Here is an 18,215-nt window from a genome sequence, read left to right as displayed (position 1 = left end):
TGCCCGCGCGCGTCCACCCGCGGGCACCGGCCGGCTCCACCCCGTCCGAGGGACCCCGCCCGAGAACCCCCTGGAAGGCCCCGCATGACCATCGCCAGCGACGACCCCCGGGTCGCGGCGGCCGCCGCACCGCCACCCGCGCCACCGCCGGGCCCTCCGGTCCGCCGCCGGCGCCGGCTCACCCGCAACCGCTGGGGCTACGCCTACGTCGCCCCGTTCTTCGTCCTCTTCGCCTGCTTCAGCCTCTACCCGTTCCTCTACACCGCGTGGATCTCCCTGCACGAGGTGCGGCTGTCCGACATCGACGGCGCGGAGTTCGTCGGGCTGGGCAACTACACCGCACTGCTGCAGAACGAGTTCTTCTGGAACGCCGCGAGGAACACGCTGACCATCGGCGTCCTCTCCACGGTGCCGCAGCTGGCTATGGCCCTGGGCCTGGCGCACCTGCTCAACTACAAGCTGCGCGGCCGGACCTTCTACCGGGTCGCGATGCTCATGCCCTACGCCACCAGCATCGCCGCGGCCACGCTGGTCTTCGCCCAGCTCTTCGGCCACGACTACGGGCTGATCAACACCCTCCTGGAGGCCGTCGGCTTCGACCGGGTGGACTGGGAGAGCGGCACCTGGACCAGTCAGTTCGCCATCTCGGTGATCGTCACCTGGCGGTGGACCGGGTACAACGCGCTCATCTACCTGGCCGCCATGCAGGCCATCCCGGGCGACCTCTACGAGGCCGCGACCCTGGACGGCGCCAGCCGCTGGCAGCAGTTCCTGCACGTCACGATCCCGGCGCTCAAGCCGACGATCCTGTTCACGATCGTCGTCTCGACGATCGGCGCGGTGCAGCTGTTCGGGGAGCCGCTGCTGTTCAGCGGCAACGGCATGACCAGCGGCGGGGTGTCCAACCAGTACCAGACCCTCGGCCTGCTCATGTACGACCAGGGCTGGACCAACTTCCACCTCGGTCAGGCCGCCGCCACCGCGTGGGCCATGTTCCTCATCATCCTCGTCGTCGTCGGTGGTTACGCGCTGCTCGCGCGCCGGCGGGCCCGGGCCGAGCGGTAGGAGCCGCCATGACCACCCTCGCTTCCGCACCGCAGGAGACCGTGTCCGTGGCGGGCCCCGTCGCCACCCCCCGCCGCCGTCGCGGCCGCCGGGCCGGGAAGGTGACCGCCGCCGGGCCGCTGACCTACGTGCTGCTCGGCCTGACCGCCCTGGTGTCGGTCTTCCCGCTCTACTGGACCGCCGTCGCGGCCTCGAAGACCAACGCCGAGCTCGCCGGCACCCCGCCTCCGTTCCTGCCCGACGCCGACCTGTTCACCAACATCGGCCGGGCCATGGAGGAGGCGCCGATCGGCCTGGCCATCGTCAACTCCGTCGTCGTGTCCAGCTGCATCACCGTGGGCACCGTCCTCTGCAGCACCCTGGCCGGCTTCGCCTTCGCCAAGCTGCGCTTTCGCGGCAACGGGGCCCTGCTCGCGCTGGTCGTGGGCACGATGATGGTGCCGACCCAGCTGGCGATCATCCCGCTGTTCATCCTCATCGCCGAGCTGCAGTGGGTCGACCACCTGCAGGCCGTCGTGCTGCCCACCCTGGTCAGCGCCTTCGGCGTCTTCTTCATGCGGCAGTTTCTCTCCCAGGCGCTGCCCGACGAGCTGCTCGAGGCCGCCCGCGTCGACGGCGCCTCGACGCTGCGGACCTTCTGGTCGGTGGTCGTGCCGGTGGCCCGGCCGGCCATGGCGGTGCTGGCGATGCTGACGTTCCTCACCGCCTGGAACGACTTCTTCTGGCCGATCATCGCGCTGACCACGGACAACCCCACCGTGCAGGTGGCGCTGGCCGGTCTCGGCGGCGGCTACGTCCCCGACACCGCGGTGATCATGGCCGGGACGCTCATCGGGACGCTGCCCGTGCTCGTGGTCTTCGTCGTCCTCGGCAAGCAGATCGTCGGCGGCATCATGCAGGGCGCGGTCAAGGGATGAGGCGCCCGTCCACCACCCCCGTCCCGACCCGCACCCCGAGAGGCGCCTGAGCCATGGCCACCGTCACCTTCGACTCCGCGACCCGCATGTACCCGAAGGCCGACCGGCCGGCGGTCGACAACCTCGACCTGGAGATCGGCGACGGCGAGTTCCTCGTCCTCGTCGGGCCGTCCGGCTGCGGCAAGTCCACGTCGCTGCGGATGCTCGCCGGCCTGGAGGAGATCGACGCCGGCAGCATCCGCATCGGCGACCGCGACGTCTCCGACGCCCCGCCCAAGGACCGCGACATCGCGATGGTCTTCCAGAACTACGCGCTCTACCCGCACATGACCGTCGAGCAGAACATGGGCTTCGCGCTCAAGATCGCCGGCGTCGCCAAGGACGAGATCGGCCGCCGGGTGGCCGAGGCGGCGAAGATCCTCGACCTCGAGGACTACCTGCTCCGGCGGCCCAAGGCGCTCTCCGGCGGCCAGCGGCAGCGGGTGGCCATGGGCCGGGCCATCGTGCGCAACCCGCAGGTCTTCCTCATGGACGAGCCGCTGTCCAACCTCGACGCGAAGCTGCGCGTGCAGACCCGCACCCAGATCGCCGCGCTGCAGCGGCGGCTGGCCGTCACCACCGTCTACGTCACCCACGACCAGGTCGAGGCGATGACGATGGGCGACCGCGTGGCGGTGCTGCGCGACGGCGTCCTGCAGCAGTGCGACACCCCCGGCGCCCTCTACGAGCGGCCGGCCAACACCTTCGTCGCCGGGTTCATCGGCTCACCGGCGATGAACGTCGTCACCGGGCCGGCCGTCGACGGCGGCGTCCGGCTCGCCGGCGCGGTGCTGCCGGTGCCGCGCGAGAAGCTGGCCCGCGCCGCGGCCGGCACCGGCCGGGTCACCGTCGGCTTCCGCCCCGAGTCACTGGAGACCGCGCCACCCGGCGAGGGCGTGCCCGTGGTGGTCAACGTCGTGGAGCAGCTCGGCTCGGACGCCTTCCTCTACGCCACCCTCGGCGCCGACGACGACGGCGACGTCCTGCACACCGCCGACGTCGTGGTGCGGACCGAGCCGCGCACGGCCGCCGCGGTGGGGGAGACGGTGCACCTGCGGGTCCGCGAGGACTGCCTGCACGTCTTCGACCCGGTCACGCAGCTGCGCGTCGACTGAACTCCCGCTTCACCCCCGGCGGCCCCGGTGCCGCCGCGCTGCCCCCTGCCCGTGACCCCTCCCCCCCCCTGCCCGTGACCCCTGCCCCCCTCTGCCCGTGCTCCCTCCTGCCCTGAGGAGAACCCCTCCCGTGACCAGCACCGACATCCGCGAGGACGCCCTCGCCGGCCTCACCTTCCCGCCCGGCTTCGTCTTCGGTGCCGCGACCGCCGCCTACCAGATCGAGGGGGCCGTCACCGAGGACGGCCGTGGCCCCTCGATCTGGGACACCTACAGCCACACGCCCGGCCGCACGTACCAGGGCCACACCGGCGACGTCGCCGTCGACCACTACCACCGCTACCGCGACGACGTCGCGCTGATGGCCGGCCTCGGGCTCTCGGCGTACCGGTTCTCCGTGTCCTGGCCGCGGGTGCTGCCGGAGGGCGGCGGCCGGGTCGAGCAGCGGGGGCTGGACTTCTACCGGCGGCTGGTCGACGAGCTGCTCGCCGTCGGCGTGCAGCCCTGGCTGACGCTCTACCACTGGGACCTGCCGCAGGCGCTGCAGGACCGCGGCGGCTGGGCCGACCGGGACACCGCCGAGCGCTTCGCCGAGTACGCCTCCGTCGTCGTCGGCGCCCTCGGTGACCGGGTGACGCACTGGTCGACGCTGAACGAGCCGATGTGCAGCGCCCTGCTCGGCCACGTGTCCGGAGCGCACGCACCGGGGCTGCAGGACTCCGTCGCCGGCGCCCGCGCCACCCACCACCTGCTGCTGGGCCACGGCCTGGCCGCGGCCCGGCTGCGGGCGGCCGGCGTCTCCTCGCTCGGCGTCACGCTCAACTTCACGCCGATGAACCCGGCCAGCCAGGACCCCGCCGACCTCGACGCGGCCCGCCGCCTCGACGGCCAGCAGAACCGGATGTTCCTCGAGCCGGTCGTGAACGGGGCCTACCCGGCCGACGTCGTCGCCGACCTCGAGGCCGCCGGCGCCCCGCTGCCGGTCCGTGACGGCGACCTGGAGACGATCGCCGCGCCGCTGGACTGGCTGGGCGTCAACTACTACTTCGAGCAGACGGTGCGGGCCGGCACCCGGCCGGCCGGCAAGCCGCCGACGTCGTTCATCGGCGGCGGCGACGTCGTCGAGCTCGACCCGGTGGGACCGACGACGACGATGGGCTGGGGCATCAGCCCGCAGGCGTTCACCGACCTGCTGCTGTGGATCGGCGGGCGCGCGCCGGGGCTGCCGCTCGTCGTCACGGAGAACGGCTCCGCCTGGGACGACGAGGTCGACGCCGAGGGCGCGGTGCACGACCCCGAGCGGGTCGACTTCCTGGTCCGCCACCTCGCGGCCATGGCCGCGGCGATGGAGCGCGGCGCCGACGTGCGCGGCTACTTCGCCTGGTCGCTGCTGGACAACTACGAGTGGGCCCGCGGGTACGCCCAGCGCTTCGGGCTGGTGCACGTGGACTACGCCACCCAGCGGCGCACCGCGAAGGACAGCGGGCTGGCCTACGCCGAGCTGCTGCGCCGCCACCGCGACGAGGCCTGATGGAGTGCCCGCCGGCGGGTCCCGTGCTCGACGACGGGACCCGCCGGCGGGTGCTCGGCGCCCTGCTCGTCTGCCAGCGGCACTCCTGGGACCAGGGCCTGACGGCTGCGGTCCTCGACGGCGACGGCGAGGACTCCGCGCTGAGGGCGCTCGTCGGCGACGCCGTCGCGCGGCAGCTGCCCGACGGCCGGCTGGCCGAGCTCGATCCCGCCTGCAGCGTCAACGGCGGCATCGTCGGCGAGTACGTGGACCTGGTGGCGCGCCGCACGGGCGACGCCGCCCTGACAGCCGCCGCCGCCCGCCAGCGGGCGTGGCTGCTGCGGTCCGCGCCCCGCGCCGCCGACGGCACCCTGTTCCACCTGGTCGGTCCCCGCGAGGTGTGGGCCGACACGGTCTGCACGGTCGTGCCGCCGCTGGCCGCGGCCGGGCACGGGGACGCCGCGCTCGCCCAGCTGGACGGCCACCGCTCCCGGTTGCGGCGACCCGACGGGCTGTGGCGCGCCCGGTGGGACGAGGACGCCGGCCGCCCCGCGGACGACCGTGCCTGGGGCACGGGCAACGGCTGGGTGGCCGCCGGCCTGGCGCGGACGGTGGGCCGCCTGCCGGCCGCCTCCGGCGCCGCGCTCGCGGCCGAGCTCCGGGCACTGCTCGACGGATGCCTGGCACACCGGCGGCCCGACGGGACCCTCGGGGACGTCCTCGACGACGACGCGTCGCGCGCCGACCCCGCGGCGGCCGCGACGCTGTCCTACGCGGCGCTGACCGGAGCCGGCGAGGGCTGGCTGCCGGCGCCGTACGGAGCGGTCGGGCGGGCGCTGCTCGTTCCCGCCGTCGCGAGCCTCGACGGGCTGGGGAGGGTCTCCGGTGCACCGGCCGCGCCCCGGTTCGACCGTCCGGGGCACTCACCCGAGGCCCAGGCCCTCCTGCTGCTGGCCGACGCGGCGGCGCGGCCCCTCCCCGGGGACGGGCTCACACCAGACCGGCGACCTCGGCCGCGCAGCCCCAGGAGAGGGTGACACCGGCGCCGCCGTGCCCGTAGCAGGCGACGACGGGCCGCCCGCCGATCTCCAGCCGTTCCAGCCGGACGGTGGGCCGGGCCGGCCGCAGCCCCACCGCCCGCGACAGCACCGGCTGACCCCGCAGCTCGGGGACCAGCGCGCACGCCCGCTCCAGGATCGCCGCCTCCACCCGCGGATCGGGCTCGCGGCCCGTGGCCCCCTCCACCGCCGTCCCGCCGCAGACGACGTCCCGGCCGCGGGGGACGACGTAGGTCAGCCCGGCCGGGCCGTCCTGGTCCAGCACCCAGCCGGACAGGCCCGGGTCGGCCAGCCGGACCACCTGGCCCTGCACGGGGACGCCGGTGTCGTCGTCGAGGAGGTGCCCCGAACCCAGCCCGGCGGCCACCACGACGACGTCGCCGGCCACCTCGTCGAGTGCGGCGACCCGACCCGGCACGGTCGCCACCCCGGCCGAGGCGCACCCGGCGGCCAGCCAGGGCAGGTACGCCCCCGTGTCGACCACCGGCAGCGTGCAGCGGGTACCGGCGCGGGCGCCGGGCGGGAGCTCCTCCGGGGCCGCCGGACGGACCCCGGGCACCCCCGGCGTCCACCACAGGTCCGGTTCGGGGGTGCGGTGCACGAAGGTGCCCGGGCGGAGCCGCACCCCGGTCGCCGGGTCGGCGGCGAGCCGGGTGAGGACCTCCAGCGAGGTGGCGCCCCACCGCAGGACGGCGTCCACGGGCGCTGCCCGGTAGGGGAACCAGATCGCGGCGGCCACCGCGGAGGTCGTCGCGGGCCACGGGTCGGCGGTGTGCACCCGGACCCGGTGCCCCGACCGTGCCAGCTCGAGCGCACAGGTCAGCCCGACCACCCCGCCGCCGACGACGGCCACGTCGCGTGGGCCGTCGTCGGCGGCGGAGTCGGGTGCGAGGGCGGCCCCCGTGCAGGGTCCCGCCGCGGGCTCGCGAGTGGCGGGGGGCAAGGGGGTCCTGACGTCAGGTCGCCGGGCTGGGGTCGGTCCGCTCCTCGGCCGGCGCCGCCTGCACGTCGCGGATCCGGTACTTCTCCACCGCCTCGCGGACCGTCGAGCGGTCCAGCTGACCGCGGTCGGCCAGCGAGGCCAGCGTCCGGACGACGATCGACTCGGCGTCGACGTGGAAGTGCCGGCGCAGCGCCGGGCGGGTGTCGGACAGGCCGAACCCGTCGGTGCCCAGCGTCGCCATCCCGCCCGGGACGTACGGGGCGATCAGGTCGGGCACCGACCGCATCCAGTCCGACACCGCCACGACGGGCCCCTCGGCGTCCTGCAGCCGCTGGGTCACGTACGGCACCTGCGGCTCCTCCTCCGGGTGCAGGAGGTTGTGCTCCTCGCACGCGTCGGCCTGCCGACGCAGCTCGGTCCACGACGTCACGGACCACACGTCGGCCGACACTCTCCAGTCCTCGCGCAGCAGCTCCTGCGCCCGCAGTGCCCACGGCACCGCCACGCCCGAGGCCAGGACCTGTGCCCGGGAGCCCTCGCCGTGGCCTGGGGCGTAGCGGTACATGCCGGCGAGCAGCCCCTGGACGTCGAGGTCCTCGGGCTCGGCCGGCTGCTTGTACGGCTCGTTGTAGACGGTCAGGTAGTACATGACGTCGGGGCTGCGGTGCCCGCCGAGCGGGGCGCCCGGGTCCTCGCCGTACATGCGCAGCAGCGCGTCCCGGGTGATGTGGCCGACCTCGTAGGAGAAGGCCGGGTCGTAGGACACCACCGCCGGGTTGGTGTGCGCCAGCAGCAATGAGTGGCCGTCCTCGTGCTGCAGGCCCTCGCCGTTGAGCGTCGTCCGGCCGGCGGTGGCACCGAGGACGAAGCCGCGGGTCATCTGGTCGGCGGCGGCCCAGAACGAGTCACCGGTCCGCTGGAACCCGAACATCGAGTAGAAGATGTAGATCGGGATCATCGGCTCGCCGTGCGTGGCGTACGACGTCCCGACGGCGGTGAACGACGCCGTCGAGCCGGCCTCGTTGATGCCCTCGTGCAGGATGACGCCCTGCTCGGACTCCTTATAGGCCAGCATCAGCTCCCGGTCGACCGAGGTGTAGCGCTGCCCGGCCGGGTTGTAGATCTTGTGCGACGAGAAGAGGCTGTCCAGGCCGAACGTGCGCGCCTCGTCGGGGATGATCGGCACGAAGCGCGGGCCGAGTTCCACGTCCTTCAGCAGCTCCTTGAGCAGGCGGACGAACGCCATCGTCGTCGCCACCTCCTGCTTGCCCGAGCCGCGCCGCAGGACGTCGAAGGCCTTGTCCTCGGGCGCCTTGAGCGTCTTGAACTCCGCTCGGCGGCGCGGCACCGCGCCACCCAGGGTCCGGCGCCGCTCGAGCATGTACTGCATCTCGTCGGAGTCCGGCTCGGGCTTGTAGTAGGGCGGCAGGGTCTTGTCGAGCGCCTCGTCGGGGATCGGCAGGTAGAGCCGGTCGCGGAAGGCGGCGAGGTCCTCCGCGGTCAGCTTCTTCATCTGGTGCGTGGAGTTGCGGCCCTCGAAGTGGCTGCCCAGCGTCCAGCCCTTGATGGTCTTGGCGAGGATGACCGTCGGCTGGCCCTTGTGCTCCACGGCCGCCTTGAACGCCGCGTACACCTTGCGGTAGTCGTGCCCGCCGCGGGAGAGGTCCCAGACGTCCTTGTCGCTCATGTGCTCCACGAGCTTGCGGGTGCGCGGGTCGCGCCCGAAGAAGTGCTCGCGGACGAACGCGCCGTCCTCGGCCTTGTAGGTCTGGTAGTCCCCGTCGGGCGTCTGGTTCATCAGGTTGACCAGGGCGCCGTCACGGTCGGCCGACAGCAGCGGGTCCCACTCGCGGCCCCAGATCACCTTGATCACGTTCCAGCCGGCGCCGCGGAAGAACGACTCCAGCTCCTGGATGACCTTGCCGTTGCCGCGCACCGGGCCGTCGAGCCGCTGCAGGTTGCAGTTGACGACGAAGGTGAGGTTGTCCAGCTCCTCGCGGGCAGCGAGACCGATCATGCCGAGCGACTCGGGCTCGTCCATCTCGCCGTCGCCGAGGAAGGCCCAGACGTGCTGGTCGGAGGTGTCCTTGACGCCGCGGGCGTGCAGGTACCGGTTGAACCGGGCCTGGTAGATCGCGTTCATCGGGCCCAGGCCCATGGAGACGCTGGGGAACTCCCAGAAGTCCGGCATGAGCCGCGGGTGCGGGTAGCTCGACAGCCCGCCGCCGGGGTGACTGACCTCCTGCCGGAAGCCGTCGAGCTGCTGCTCGCTGAGCCGGCCCTCGAGGAAGGCACGCGCGTAGATGCCGGGGGAGGCGTGACCCTGGAACCAGATCTGGTCGCCGCCGCCGGGGTGGTCCTTGCCGCGGAAGAAGTGGTTGAAGCCGACCTCGTAGAGCGAGGCGGAGGAGGCGTAGGAGGAGATGTGGCCGCCGACGCCGATGCCGGGCCGCTGCGCCCGGTGGACCATGATCGCGGCGTTCCAGCGGATGTAGGCGCGGATGCGCCGCTCGGTGTCCTCGTCGCCGGGGAAGTACGGCTCCCGCTCGGGCGGGATCGTGTTGATGTAGTCGGTGCTGCGGAGGGCCGGCACACCCACCTGCTGCTCACGGCTGCGCTGCAGCATCTTGAGCATGAGGTAGCGGGCCCGCCCGCGGCCTGCGTGCTCGACGACGCTGTCGAGCGACTCGACCCACTCCTGGGTCTCGTCGGGATCGGTGTCGACCAGCTGGCTGGGGAGCCCGTCGGTGATGACCGCGCGGGGCCGGCCGGCGTCGCGGGTGGGGTCGCCACTCTGCTGCGGAGCGCTCATGGGTCCATCGTCGCGCGCCGGGATGGTCCGCGTCACGTGAGACCTCCCGGCCAGCGGTGGACGGGGCCCCTCGGGCGCGTCGCCGACGAGCGCTTGCGCGTCACCAGGCATGCCCTACGCTCCTGCCCACGCAGACCGACGCCGTCGGGACAGCGCTTTCCGGGCACGAGAGGGGTGACATGACCAGGCAGCGGGTGGACTCCCCGCCGGTCGTGTCCGCCGTCGGCCCCCACGACTCCCACGCGCCCGTCACTCGGCGCCTCGTGCCTGCCTGCGCAACGCGGGCGGCCGGCCACACCTCGGAGGAACAGCAGGGATGAGCGTCGACTCGGGCAGCGCCGGCATGGCGGCCCGCCTGGGCATCAAACCGGGCATGGTCGTGCAGGAGCTCGGCTGGGACGAGGACGCCGACGAGGACCTGCGCGACTCGATCGTCGACACCTCGGGCAGCGAGATGGTCGACGAGGACACCGACGAGGTCGCCGACGTCGTCCTCCTCTGGTGGCGCGAGGACGACGGCGACCTCGTCGACGCGCTCGTCGACGCGATCGCCTCCCTCGCCGACGACGGTGTCGTGTGGCTGCTGGTGCCCAAGTCCGGGCGTCCCGGCCACGTCGAGCCCGGTGACGTCACCGAGGCGGCCCCCACCGCGGGGCTGGCCCAGACCAGCAGCATCTCCGCCGCCAAGGACTGGTCGGGGATCCGGCTGGTCACCCCGAAGACGGCGCGCACCCGCCGCTGAGGACGTCCCGCTGCGAGGCCACATCGGCACGTGCGGCACGATCGGGCGCATGAGCCTCTCCGTCGGTGACGTCGCGCCCGAGTTCAGCCTGCCCGACCAGGACCGCCAGGTCGTCTCCCTCGCCGACCTGCGGGGGACGCCGGTGCTCGTCGTCTTCTACCCGTTCGCGTTCTCCGGCATCTGCACCGGCGAGCTGTGCCAGCTGCGCGACGAGCTGGCCACCTACACCGACGCCGGCGTGAAGGTGGTCGCGATCAGCACCGACCCGGCGTTCAGCCTCAAGGCGTTCAAGGCGCAGGAGGGCTTCGACTTCCCGCTGCTGAGCGACTTCTGGCCGCACGGCGCCACCGCCCAGGCCTACGGGGTGTTCAACGACAAGGCCGGCATGGCCGTACGCGGCACCTTCCTCGTCGACGCCGAGGGGAAGATCGCGTTCACCGAGGTCAACCAGCCCGGTGACGCGCGCGAGCAGTCCGGCTGGAAGGACGCCGTCGCCAAGATCGCGGCCTGATCCCTCCGGGGGGCGTCCGGGCGGCGCTCCCCGTACCGCCGCCCGGGGCACCTACCCTGGGCGCGCGGGGCGCGTAGCTCAGCGGGAGAGCTCTCGCCTTACAAGCGAGCGGTCGCAGGTTCGATCCCTGCCGCGCCCACGACTCCGCACTCGACCTGCGGCGGATCCCCTCACGGTGGAGCGTGTCGGCAGGCGTAGCCGTCAGACAGCCCCCGTCGGGAGGCGCCCATGAGGCCCGCCGGAGGTCACGCCGCTGACCGACGACCAGCACCCCTGAGCTGCCGGCCTCGTGCGTGGGTCGCGAGCTGGTCGACCGGCAGGACGCCGCCCTGATCCGGCTGCTGATCGACACCGGCTGCCGCCGCGCCGAACCGGCCTGGGTGCGGCTGGCCGACGTGGACGTGACCGAGCAGGGATCACCGTCGTCGGCAGGGTGACGGCAACGGCGGGGACGAGGTACGCACCGTGCCATTCGGCGCCCGGACTGCCCAGGCGCTGGGCTGCGACGCACGGGTGCGCCGGACCGACCCGGGGCCGGGCGCACCGACCGGCTGTCGCCGCGCTGTGCGGAGCGCCTGGCCCCGGTGTGTCCCCTCCAGGTGGCTGACGGGCACCGGCTCCCGCGTGACCTCAACCGTCGGTGGAGTCACCGGTGGGCTGCTCGGCGGGGGCTACGTCCTCCCCGGTGGCCGTCTGGGTCGCGGTGGAGGTGTCGGCCGCCAGCGACAGCGCGGCAGCGTCCCCGCCGTCCCCGCCGTCCCCGCCGTCCCCGCCGTCCTCACCCACGCCACCATCGCCCCCGGCACCTGCCTCGCCGCCGGTCGCGCTCGCGGCTCCGGAGGTCGCGTCGCCGGTGGTCGCAGCATTCGCGGCCGTCGCGGCGCCGTCGTCGGCGCCGTCGTCGGCACCGGCGACGGCCGCCTGGTCGACGGTGGTGACGTTCACCGCGACCGATGCCGCGACGGCGTCTCCGCCGCCTCCGCCGTCTCCGCCGTTACCGCTGCTCACGTCGTCGACCGTGCCCTGGGCATCTCCGCCGCTGTTCGGTGGCGACTGCTGGACGATCGAGCCGGGAGCGATCGCGCCGCCCGTGCTGCCCGCGCCGCCGTCGCCTCCGGTTCCGCCGTTGCCGCCCGTGGCCTCCGCGCTCCCCGACGTGGCGTCACCCGTGACCGCGGTGTTGGCCGCGGTGGCGACTCCACCGTCACTGACGGCCGCGGCGGTCTGGGTGACCGTGGAGGTGTTCACCGCCGCGGAGACGGCGGTCGCGTCGCCGCCGTCGCCGCCGTCCCCGCCGTTCCCGGCGCTGGCGTCCAGCACGATGCTCTGGTCGCCGTCGCCGCTGTGCGGCCGGTCCCGCTGAGCTGTCGGGCCGGTGGTGATCGTGCCGCCGGTGCTGTTCGCGCCGCCGTCGCCTCCGTCGCCTCCGTCGCCTCCGACGGCGAGCACACCAGCGGCGGTCGCGTCACCCGTGGTGGCGGTGTTCGTGGCGCTCGCGGTCCCCGTGACAGCCACAGCACCGGCGGTCTGGGTGACCGTGGAGGTGTTCACCGCCGCGGAGACGGCGGTCGCGTCGCCGCCGTCGCCGCCGTCCCCGCCGTTCCCGGCGCTGGCGTCCAGCACGATGCTCTGGTCGCCGTTGCCGCTGTGCGGCAGGTCCTGCTGCATCGTCGGGCCGGTGGTGATCGTGCCGCCGGTGCTCCCCGTGCCGCCGGTTCCCCCGGCCCCCCCGTCGCCTCCGACGGCGGTCGCGTCACCGGAGGTCGCCTCGCCCGTGGTGGCGGTGTTCGTGGCGCTCGCAGTCCCCGTGCCAGCGCCGGCGAGGGCCGTCTGCGTGATGGTGGACGTGTTGACGGCGCGGGATGCGGCGATGGCAGTGCCACCGGCCCCGCCGGTTCCGGCGTTCCCGGCGCTCGCGTCGTAGACGACGACCTGGTCCCCGTCGCCGCTGTGCGGTAGGTCGAGTTGCACGATCGGTCTGCGGCTGATCGTTCCGCCGGTGCTGCCTGTCCCGGCGCTGGTGTCGACGACGACGGTCTGGACGCCCTCCCCGCTGTGCGGCAGGTCCCGCTGGATGACGCGCGGCGTCGAGGCGGTGCCTCCGCCGGGAGGGGCGGCGAGCGCCTGCGTCGAGCCGGCGAAGACCAGCGCACCGGCGAGAACTGTCGCAGCCGACGCTCGCGTGACCGTCCGGGATGCCATCGTCCGTTTCCTCCGTCGTGCAGATCAGGCTGCGACGAGGCCCCGGACCGCGTGGCCGGCAGGACAACCCCTCGCTGAGCGCGCCGGTGACGCGTAGCGGTGACCGTAGGGGCGACGCCGAGGAGGCCGACAGGGACCAAGGGCCCGGCAGGATCCCTCGGCTTGGCCGACAGCCTGGTAGGCGCTGGAGGGCTGCCCCGCGGCCGGGGTTGCGCCGGCTGCCCGTCGGTGCAGCCGCTTCCAGCGCCCGGGGCGAAGTGCCTCGCTGACCGCGACAGCGATCACGGCAGCGCGGTCCAGCGAGGGAGGAACCGTCGAGCCCGACCTCGCCGAGAGGCAGCTGTCTCGGACAGGTGAGGTCGGGGTTGCCGGTGCCGCAGTCGTCGACGGCAGGACGCCCCCCGACTCAGAGAGCGTCGAGGGTGTGACCAGTGACCAGTGACCAGTGACCAGTGACCAGTGACCAGGACCGGTGACCGGGCCGGTGCCGATGACAGCGCTCCTGGCGACCCGGGCCGGCTCCTCGGCTCGTCCAGCGGTCGAGTACCGAGTCGATCCCGTGGGGCCTCACGAGCGAGCGGTCGCAGGTCCGATCCTCGCCGTGCCCACCTGTCCGTCCGCCCGCCGGGATGCCTCGGCGCGCCTCACTGCCGTGGTCTCGGCGGCCCCGGCTCCCCGGGCTGCTGGACGATCCCTGGTCGGGAACTGGTGCGCGGCAGCGGCACCCACCCACGGGCAGCGGTGACCAACGGGACCGTGAGCGCGGTTCGGGTGCTGATCCCGAGCTTGGTGTAGGCGTGCGCGAGGTGGGTCTCGACCGTACGGACCGACAGCTGCAGCTTCTGCGCGATGCCGAGGTTGCTCAGCCCCTCGGCGGCCAACGCCGCCACCTGCCGTTCCCGCGCGGTGAGCGGTCGCAGACCCACCCGCTGCAGGGCGGGGGAGTACACCCCACCTGCCGCTCGTGCGAGAGCGCCGGCCCGCGCGGCGGAGGTGGCCGCCCGGCGTCGCCGGCCCTCGACCGCGTGCGCCTCGGCCGCCTGCGCGGCGGCGTCGGCGGCGAGGACACCGGCACCCATCGAGTCGAACTCGCCGGCGACCTCGTCCAGTGAGTCCCCGTGCCCGGCGGCCAGCGCGGCGGCGTGAGTGGCGTACGTGCGGAACAGTGGGCCGCCGACTTCTCTCGCCAGCTCCTGCAGCCGCCCGGCTGCCTCGCCCGTCCCGCCGAGACGGACGACGACGTGCAGGGCACGAGCCTCCACCGCCGGCTGCCGCATGTCCGCCGCGGACGAGGCCGCCTCCAGCGCTGCCGCGAGCGCGTCCTCCAGGCGGTTCCCCAGCGCCGCCGTCCAGGCGTGGGCGAGCTGGGTCTCCGGCCTGAACGCGGTGACCGCGGAGGGGCTGGGCACCGCCAGGATCTGCCGGGCGCGGACCTCGTCCCCGGCCAGGGCGTGGGCCTGGGCCAGCTGCGCCCGACACAACGCGAGCAGCCCGAGCGGGTCGCGGTCGGCCAGCCCGGTCGCCGCCTCCGCCAGCCACCGGACCGCACCGGCCGGACGGCCCGCCGCGAGCGTCGCCGAGCCGACGGCGAGTGCGGAGACCGCGTCACCGGCCCAGGCGGACCGGGACAGCGCGGCCCGGTGCAGCTCGTGGGCCCGCTGCACCGCCTGCCCGAACCGCCCGGACAGCTCCAGTGCCACCACTTCCGCGTGGGCGAGCGCGGCCCGCGCGGTCGACGACTCCACCGTCGTCGCGCACCCGTCGAGCGCCGTCCACCCGTGGTCGGCGGTGGCGAGCGCCTCGTCGGCGCGGCCGAGGACGGCGAGGGCGCCGGTCCGCGCGGCACACGCCCACAGCCGGGAGGGCGGATCGCTCCGGGCGCCCTCGGTCAGGTCGAGCGACTCCCGCGGTCGTCCGGCGGAGACCAGCAGCAGGGCCCGCACCGCGGACACCAGGTCCTGCTCGGTTGCTGGAGCAGCGACGTCGACCTCCTCGGTCGACCCGAGGCCGTAGAACCGGTTGAGGCTCCTCGTGACGGTGAGCTGCTCCTGATCGGTGGCCGCGCCCACCTGGGCCTGCCGCACGGCGGACTCGGCCTCCACCGGGCGTCCCTGCCACCGGAGCGACTCCGCGAGGACGACCGAGGCCGCGGTGCCCGCCCCTCGCTCCAACGCGACCCGGGCCAGCCGTTCGGCGGTGCGGTGGTCCGCCGACGCGCTGGCCTGCTGAGCGCCGCGGAGCAGTACGTCGGCCGCGACCGTCGAGCCATCGGTCTGCAGGAGGAGCTCCGCGGCCCGCACGGGGTCCTCCTCGGTCCATCGTCGCGCCGAGGCGGTCCCGACCAGGCGGAGCTGGAAGCGTCGGGCGGTCGCGTGGGGCAGCTGGGCGCGGAGCCCGATCGCGTGCAGGGGTTCGGTCAAGCGCGCGGTCGGCCCGTGTGGCGTCTCCTCGACGGACACCATCCCCCGGCGTTCCAGGGAGGCGACCGCCTCCGACGAGGTGAGATCGACGAGATCGGTGAGGTCCAGCGGACCGCCGACGGCCAGCAGCTCCGCCGCCGCTCGCCCGTCGGGTTCCAACTCCCCGGTCTCCACCTGCAGTACGTCGAGGAGCCGCTGCGTCGGCTCGAGGTCGCCCTCCCAGCGCCAGACACCGCCCACCTCGTGCAGGCGACCGGTCTCGGCGCCGGCCGCCAGCAGCTCGCGCAGGTGGGCGACGCTCCCGTGGCTGGTGTGCCAGAGGAACTCCGTCGTGCGACTGGTCACCGTCCCGTGCAGCACGGAGGTGAGCAGCCGGTCGACCTGGCCGCGAGACCACGGCGGGAGCTCGACCCTCGTGGCCAGCCCGTCCTTCCAGAGGGCGGCGATGACGTCCGGTGACCGGGCGCCGCTGCGGACGGTGAGGACCACACTGGCCTTGCGTGTGAGGACCAGCTTGTGCACCAGGGTGGCCGACAGGTCGTCGAGCAGGTGCGCGTCGTCGATCCCCACGACCACGCGCCCGTGCCGCTCCGTGCAGGCGTCGAGGGTGGCGGCCAGGGCCAGCCACGCCGCCGTCGGATCCGATGACACCCCCCCGACCGGCACCAGGTGGGTAAGTGCCCCGAGCGGGATGGTCTCCGTGCTCCGGGCGCAGGTGACCCACTCGGTGCCGCGTCGCCGGGCACGGAGCACCCGGATGGCCTCCTGGGCCAGCCGGGTCCGCCCCGCCCCCTGTCGGCCGGAGATCACCACGGCGGCGGGCTCGGCGCCGTCGACGCCCTCGAGGAGCCTGCGCAGCTCCCCGCCCCGTTCGACGAAGACCCATTCCGCCCCGGGGTGCGTCCCCCGCCCGGGCGGGGGACCGGGGGGATCGACGTTTCCGGAGCCGGGATCGTCGTTCGGCGGCCCGTTCCCGTGGAATCGCGTCGTCTCCCCCACGGGGCAGCACTTTATGGCCCGCACGAGTCTCGGCGGGGAGCTGTTCGCAGCTGGCTCGCCGAGGCGGTTCAACAGTTCAGCACCACGAGTTGCGACGCTCATTGCCCCTCAACTCGGAGAGTCGGCCGATCACTTTCCGGAAACATGCAGGTCACCGCGTCGGCCTGCCGTCCCGCCGCTGTCGGGGGCGCCTCCGGAGGGGCCGGCCGGCCACGGGGGTGGATCACCGGGTGACGACACAGGGGTCGTTCGTGTCCGTGCCGTGTCCCGCATGTTCGTGCGCTGGCCGCGTGGCGTGCCCGCGTACGTAGCGGTAACCGCACGTACAGTCATAGTCGCTGGTGAGAGCGGTAGATTGTGATCATGGCGCCGTCTCCAAGCCATTCGCCGACTGCAGCCGCTCACGTGGTGGCAGCGTCAGGGACACAGCGCGGTCACACGTCCTGCTCGACAGCCGCCGCCGATTGCCCGGTGTCAGTGGAGTGCTCGGCTGTTCTACGTAGTCCACTGCCGGGATCTCAGTGGAGCGCCCTTTCGACGTGGGCGTGCGCGGGCATGCTCGTCGGTATCGACTTTGACTATGTGTCATTCCCGGGTTGCGCCCCGCAGGCGTCCGGTGAAATGGTCGGGCCCGCCGACGCCAGATGGTGATCGGCGACCGGTCGGGGCTGGGGGAACGTCGGGCGGGCCATTTCGCGGCCGTTTTCCATGCTCCCGACTGCTGTCCGAAGACCGCCATACCGGACGACCAGGAGGACCCATGTTCGAGGACCAGTACGTCGAGCTGCTGCCCGCACGCACCACCATGCAGGTGGCGATCGACATCTTCGGTGAGGGTGGCGCGGGTGGCGCCGGCGGTGCCGGCGGTTTCGCCGCCGCGCTGTCGGCCGCCGCGAACGTCGTGTTCGCCGACCAGACGGCGGAGGCCGCTTCGGTGTTCGGTGACGCCACCGCCGCGAACGCCGCGGTGACCGGCGACGCCACCGCCGGTGACGCGACCGCCGAGGGCGGTGCCGGCGGTGCCGGTGGTGCCGGTGGCGCCGGTATCAGCGGCTGAGCTGACCTGACGTGGTCGGTCGGTGTGGCGCCGGGTGGGTGATCTCCTTGACGTCTCCGCGGCGCCCGCCGGCTGTCCCTGCACGGACCTGAGCACGGACCACACAGAGCAACCAGGAGGACCCATGTTCGAGGACCAGTACGTCGAGCTGCTGCCGGCCCGCACCACGATGCAGACCGTCACGGTGGTGGGAGTGGGCGGCACCGGTGGTAACGGCGGCGCCGGCGGTTTCGCCGCGGCGCTGTCGGCTGCGCTCAACCTCGTGGAGGCCAACCAGACGGCGACCGCCGTCTCGGGCTTCGGCGACGCCACCGCCGCGAACATCGCCGCCACTGGCGACGCCACCGCCGGTGACGCCACCGCCACCGGCGGCGCAGGCGGCGCAGGCGGCGCCGGTGGCGCCGGTATCGCCGGCGGCGAGTGACCTGACGCGGCCGGCCGGGGGAGCACCGCGCAGGTGGCGTGCGTGACGTCGTCCTGGTGCCCCCCGGCCGTCCCGGCATGACCGACCACCCCGATCACCCAGGAGGACCCATGTTCGAGGACCAGTACGTCGACCTGCTGCCCGCGCGCACCACGATGCAGACCATCAACATCGGTGGTCTGGGCGGAGCCGGCGGCGCCGGCGGGGCGGGCGGCCCCGCCCTGGCGCTCTCGCTCGCCGCCAACGTGGCGGTGGCCACGCAGACGGCAACCGCCGTCTCGGTGTTCGGCGACGCCGCCGCGTTCAACGAGGTCACCACGGGCAACGCCACCTCCGGTGCTGCCGAGGCCACCGGCGGCGCCGGTGGCGATGGTGGCGCCGGCGGCGCCGGCATCGGCTGA

The 18,215-nt window shown here is 73.9% G+C and carries 15 protein-coding genes and 1 tRNA gene; 12 read left to right on the top strand and 4 right to left on the bottom strand.

The features are described from left to right. The first annotated feature begins 84 nt into the window (after positions 1-84). From BM414_RS23545 to BM414_RS23525, 5 genes are all read left to right on the top strand, one after another. Entirely contained in the window at positions 85-1,065 is a 981-nt protein-coding gene (locus BM414_RS23545; RefSeq protein ID WP_093583534.1) for a carbohydrate ABC transporter permease, read from the top strand. Between the two features lie 8 nt (positions 1,066-1,073). Continuing rightward, on the top strand, positions 1,074-1,982 hold the full coding sequence (locus BM414_RS23540) for a carbohydrate ABC transporter permease (RefSeq protein ID WP_093583532.1): 909 nt from the start codon (positions 1,074-1,076) through the stop codon (positions 1,980-1,982). Between the two features lie 53 nt (positions 1,983-2,035). Then, positions 2,036-3,136, top strand: a complete 1,101-nt coding sequence (locus tag BM414_RS23535) for an ABC transporter ATP-binding protein (protein WP_093583530.1) — start codon at positions 2,036-2,038, stop codon at positions 3,134-3,136. Positions 3,137-3,266: 130 nt separating this feature from the next. Next, on the top strand, positions 3,267-4,667 hold the full coding sequence (locus tag BM414_RS23530; RefSeq protein ID WP_093583528.1) for a GH1 family beta-glucosidase: 1,401 nt from the start codon (positions 3,267-3,269) through the stop codon (positions 4,665-4,667). Next, the gene (locus BM414_RS23525) at positions 4,667-5,683 is read left to right on the top strand and encodes a glycoside hydrolase family 88 protein (protein ID WP_093583526.1); all 1,017 of its coding nucleotides are present in this window, start codon (positions 4,667-4,669) and stop codon (positions 5,681-5,683) included. The genes BM414_RS23530 and BM414_RS23525 overlap by 1 nt, the downstream gene beginning before the upstream one ends. On the opposite strand, the gene BM414_RS23520 is transcribed toward BM414_RS23525, so the two are convergent. Continuing rightward, on the bottom strand, positions 5,637-6,647 hold the full coding sequence (locus BM414_RS23520) for an FAD-dependent oxidoreductase (RefSeq protein ID WP_245784937.1): 1,011 nt from the start codon (positions 6,645-6,647) through the stop codon (positions 5,637-5,639). The genes BM414_RS23525 and BM414_RS23520 overlap by 47 nt on opposite strands. Before the next feature lie 13 nt (positions 6,648-6,660). Continuing rightward, positions 6,661-9,459, bottom strand: coding sequence for a pyruvate dehydrogenase (acetyl-transferring), homodimeric type (gene aceE, locus BM414_RS23515; RefSeq protein ID WP_093583522.1), 2,799 nt, complete (start codon positions 9,457-9,459; stop codon positions 6,661-6,663). 316 nt (positions 9,460-9,775) lie between these two features. Here aceE and BM414_RS23510 point away from each other — a divergent pair, with 316 nt between their 5' ends. The 4 genes from BM414_RS23510 (at position 9,776) to BM414_RS29680 (ending at position 11,149) form a co-directional block, all read left to right on the top strand. Beyond that, positions 9,776-10,201, top strand: a complete 426-nt coding sequence (locus BM414_RS23510) for a DUF3052 domain-containing protein (RefSeq protein ID WP_093583520.1) — start codon at positions 9,776-9,778, stop codon at positions 10,199-10,201. 49 nt (positions 10,202-10,250) lie between these two features. Continuing rightward, a complete protein-coding gene (locus BM414_RS23505; RefSeq protein WP_093583518.1) occupies positions 10,251-10,712 on the top strand; it encodes a peroxiredoxin in 462 nt (153 codons plus the stop codon). A gap of 67 nt (positions 10,713-10,779) precedes the next feature. After that, positions 10,780-10,851: transfer RNA gene (locus BM414_RS23500), tRNA-Val, on the top strand. Positions 10,852-11,005: 154 nt separating this feature from the next. Next, on the top strand, positions 11,006-11,149 hold the full coding sequence (locus tag BM414_RS29680; RefSeq protein ID WP_175551765.1) for a hypothetical protein: 144 nt from the start codon (positions 11,006-11,008) through the stop codon (positions 11,147-11,149). 193 nt (positions 11,150-11,342) lie between these two features. On the opposite strand, the gene BM414_RS23495 is transcribed toward BM414_RS29680, so the two are convergent. Continuing rightward, a complete protein-coding gene (locus tag BM414_RS23495) occupies positions 11,343-12,914 on the bottom strand; it encodes a hypothetical protein (RefSeq protein WP_093583517.1) in 1,572 nt (523 codons plus the stop codon). A gap of 644 nt (positions 12,915-13,558) precedes the next feature. Next, entirely contained in the window at positions 13,559-16,333 is a 2,775-nt protein-coding gene (locus tag BM414_RS23490) for a helix-turn-helix transcriptional regulator (RefSeq protein WP_093583515.1), read from the bottom strand. A 760-nt stretch (positions 16,334-17,093) separates the two neighbouring features. On the opposite strand from BM414_RS23490, the gene BM414_RS23485 reads away from it, so the two are divergent. The 3 genes from BM414_RS23485 to BM414_RS23475 all read left to right on the top strand — a co-directional run bounded on the left by BM414_RS23485 (position 17,094) and on the right by BM414_RS23475 (position 18,215). After that, a complete protein-coding gene (locus BM414_RS23485; RefSeq protein ID WP_093583513.1) occupies positions 17,094-17,390 on the top strand; it encodes a hypothetical protein in 297 nt (98 codons plus the stop codon). Positions 17,391-17,514: 124 nt separating this feature from the next. Then, complete coding sequence (locus tag BM414_RS23480) at positions 17,515-17,814, top strand: hypothetical protein (RefSeq protein ID WP_093583511.1); 300 nt, start codon at positions 17,515-17,517, stop codon at positions 17,812-17,814. A 110-nt stretch (positions 17,815-17,924) separates the two neighbouring features. Beyond that, positions 17,925-18,215, top strand: a complete 291-nt coding sequence (locus BM414_RS23475) for a hypothetical protein (protein WP_093583509.1) — start codon at positions 17,925-17,927, stop codon at positions 18,213-18,215.

It is taken from the genome of Geodermatophilus amargosae, from assembly GCF_900116515.1.
Lineage (GTDB): Bacteria > Actinomycetota > Actinomycetes > Mycobacteriales > Geodermatophilaceae > Geodermatophilus > Geodermatophilus amargosae.
This window is presented reverse-complemented; position numbering and strand designations above follow the sequence as displayed.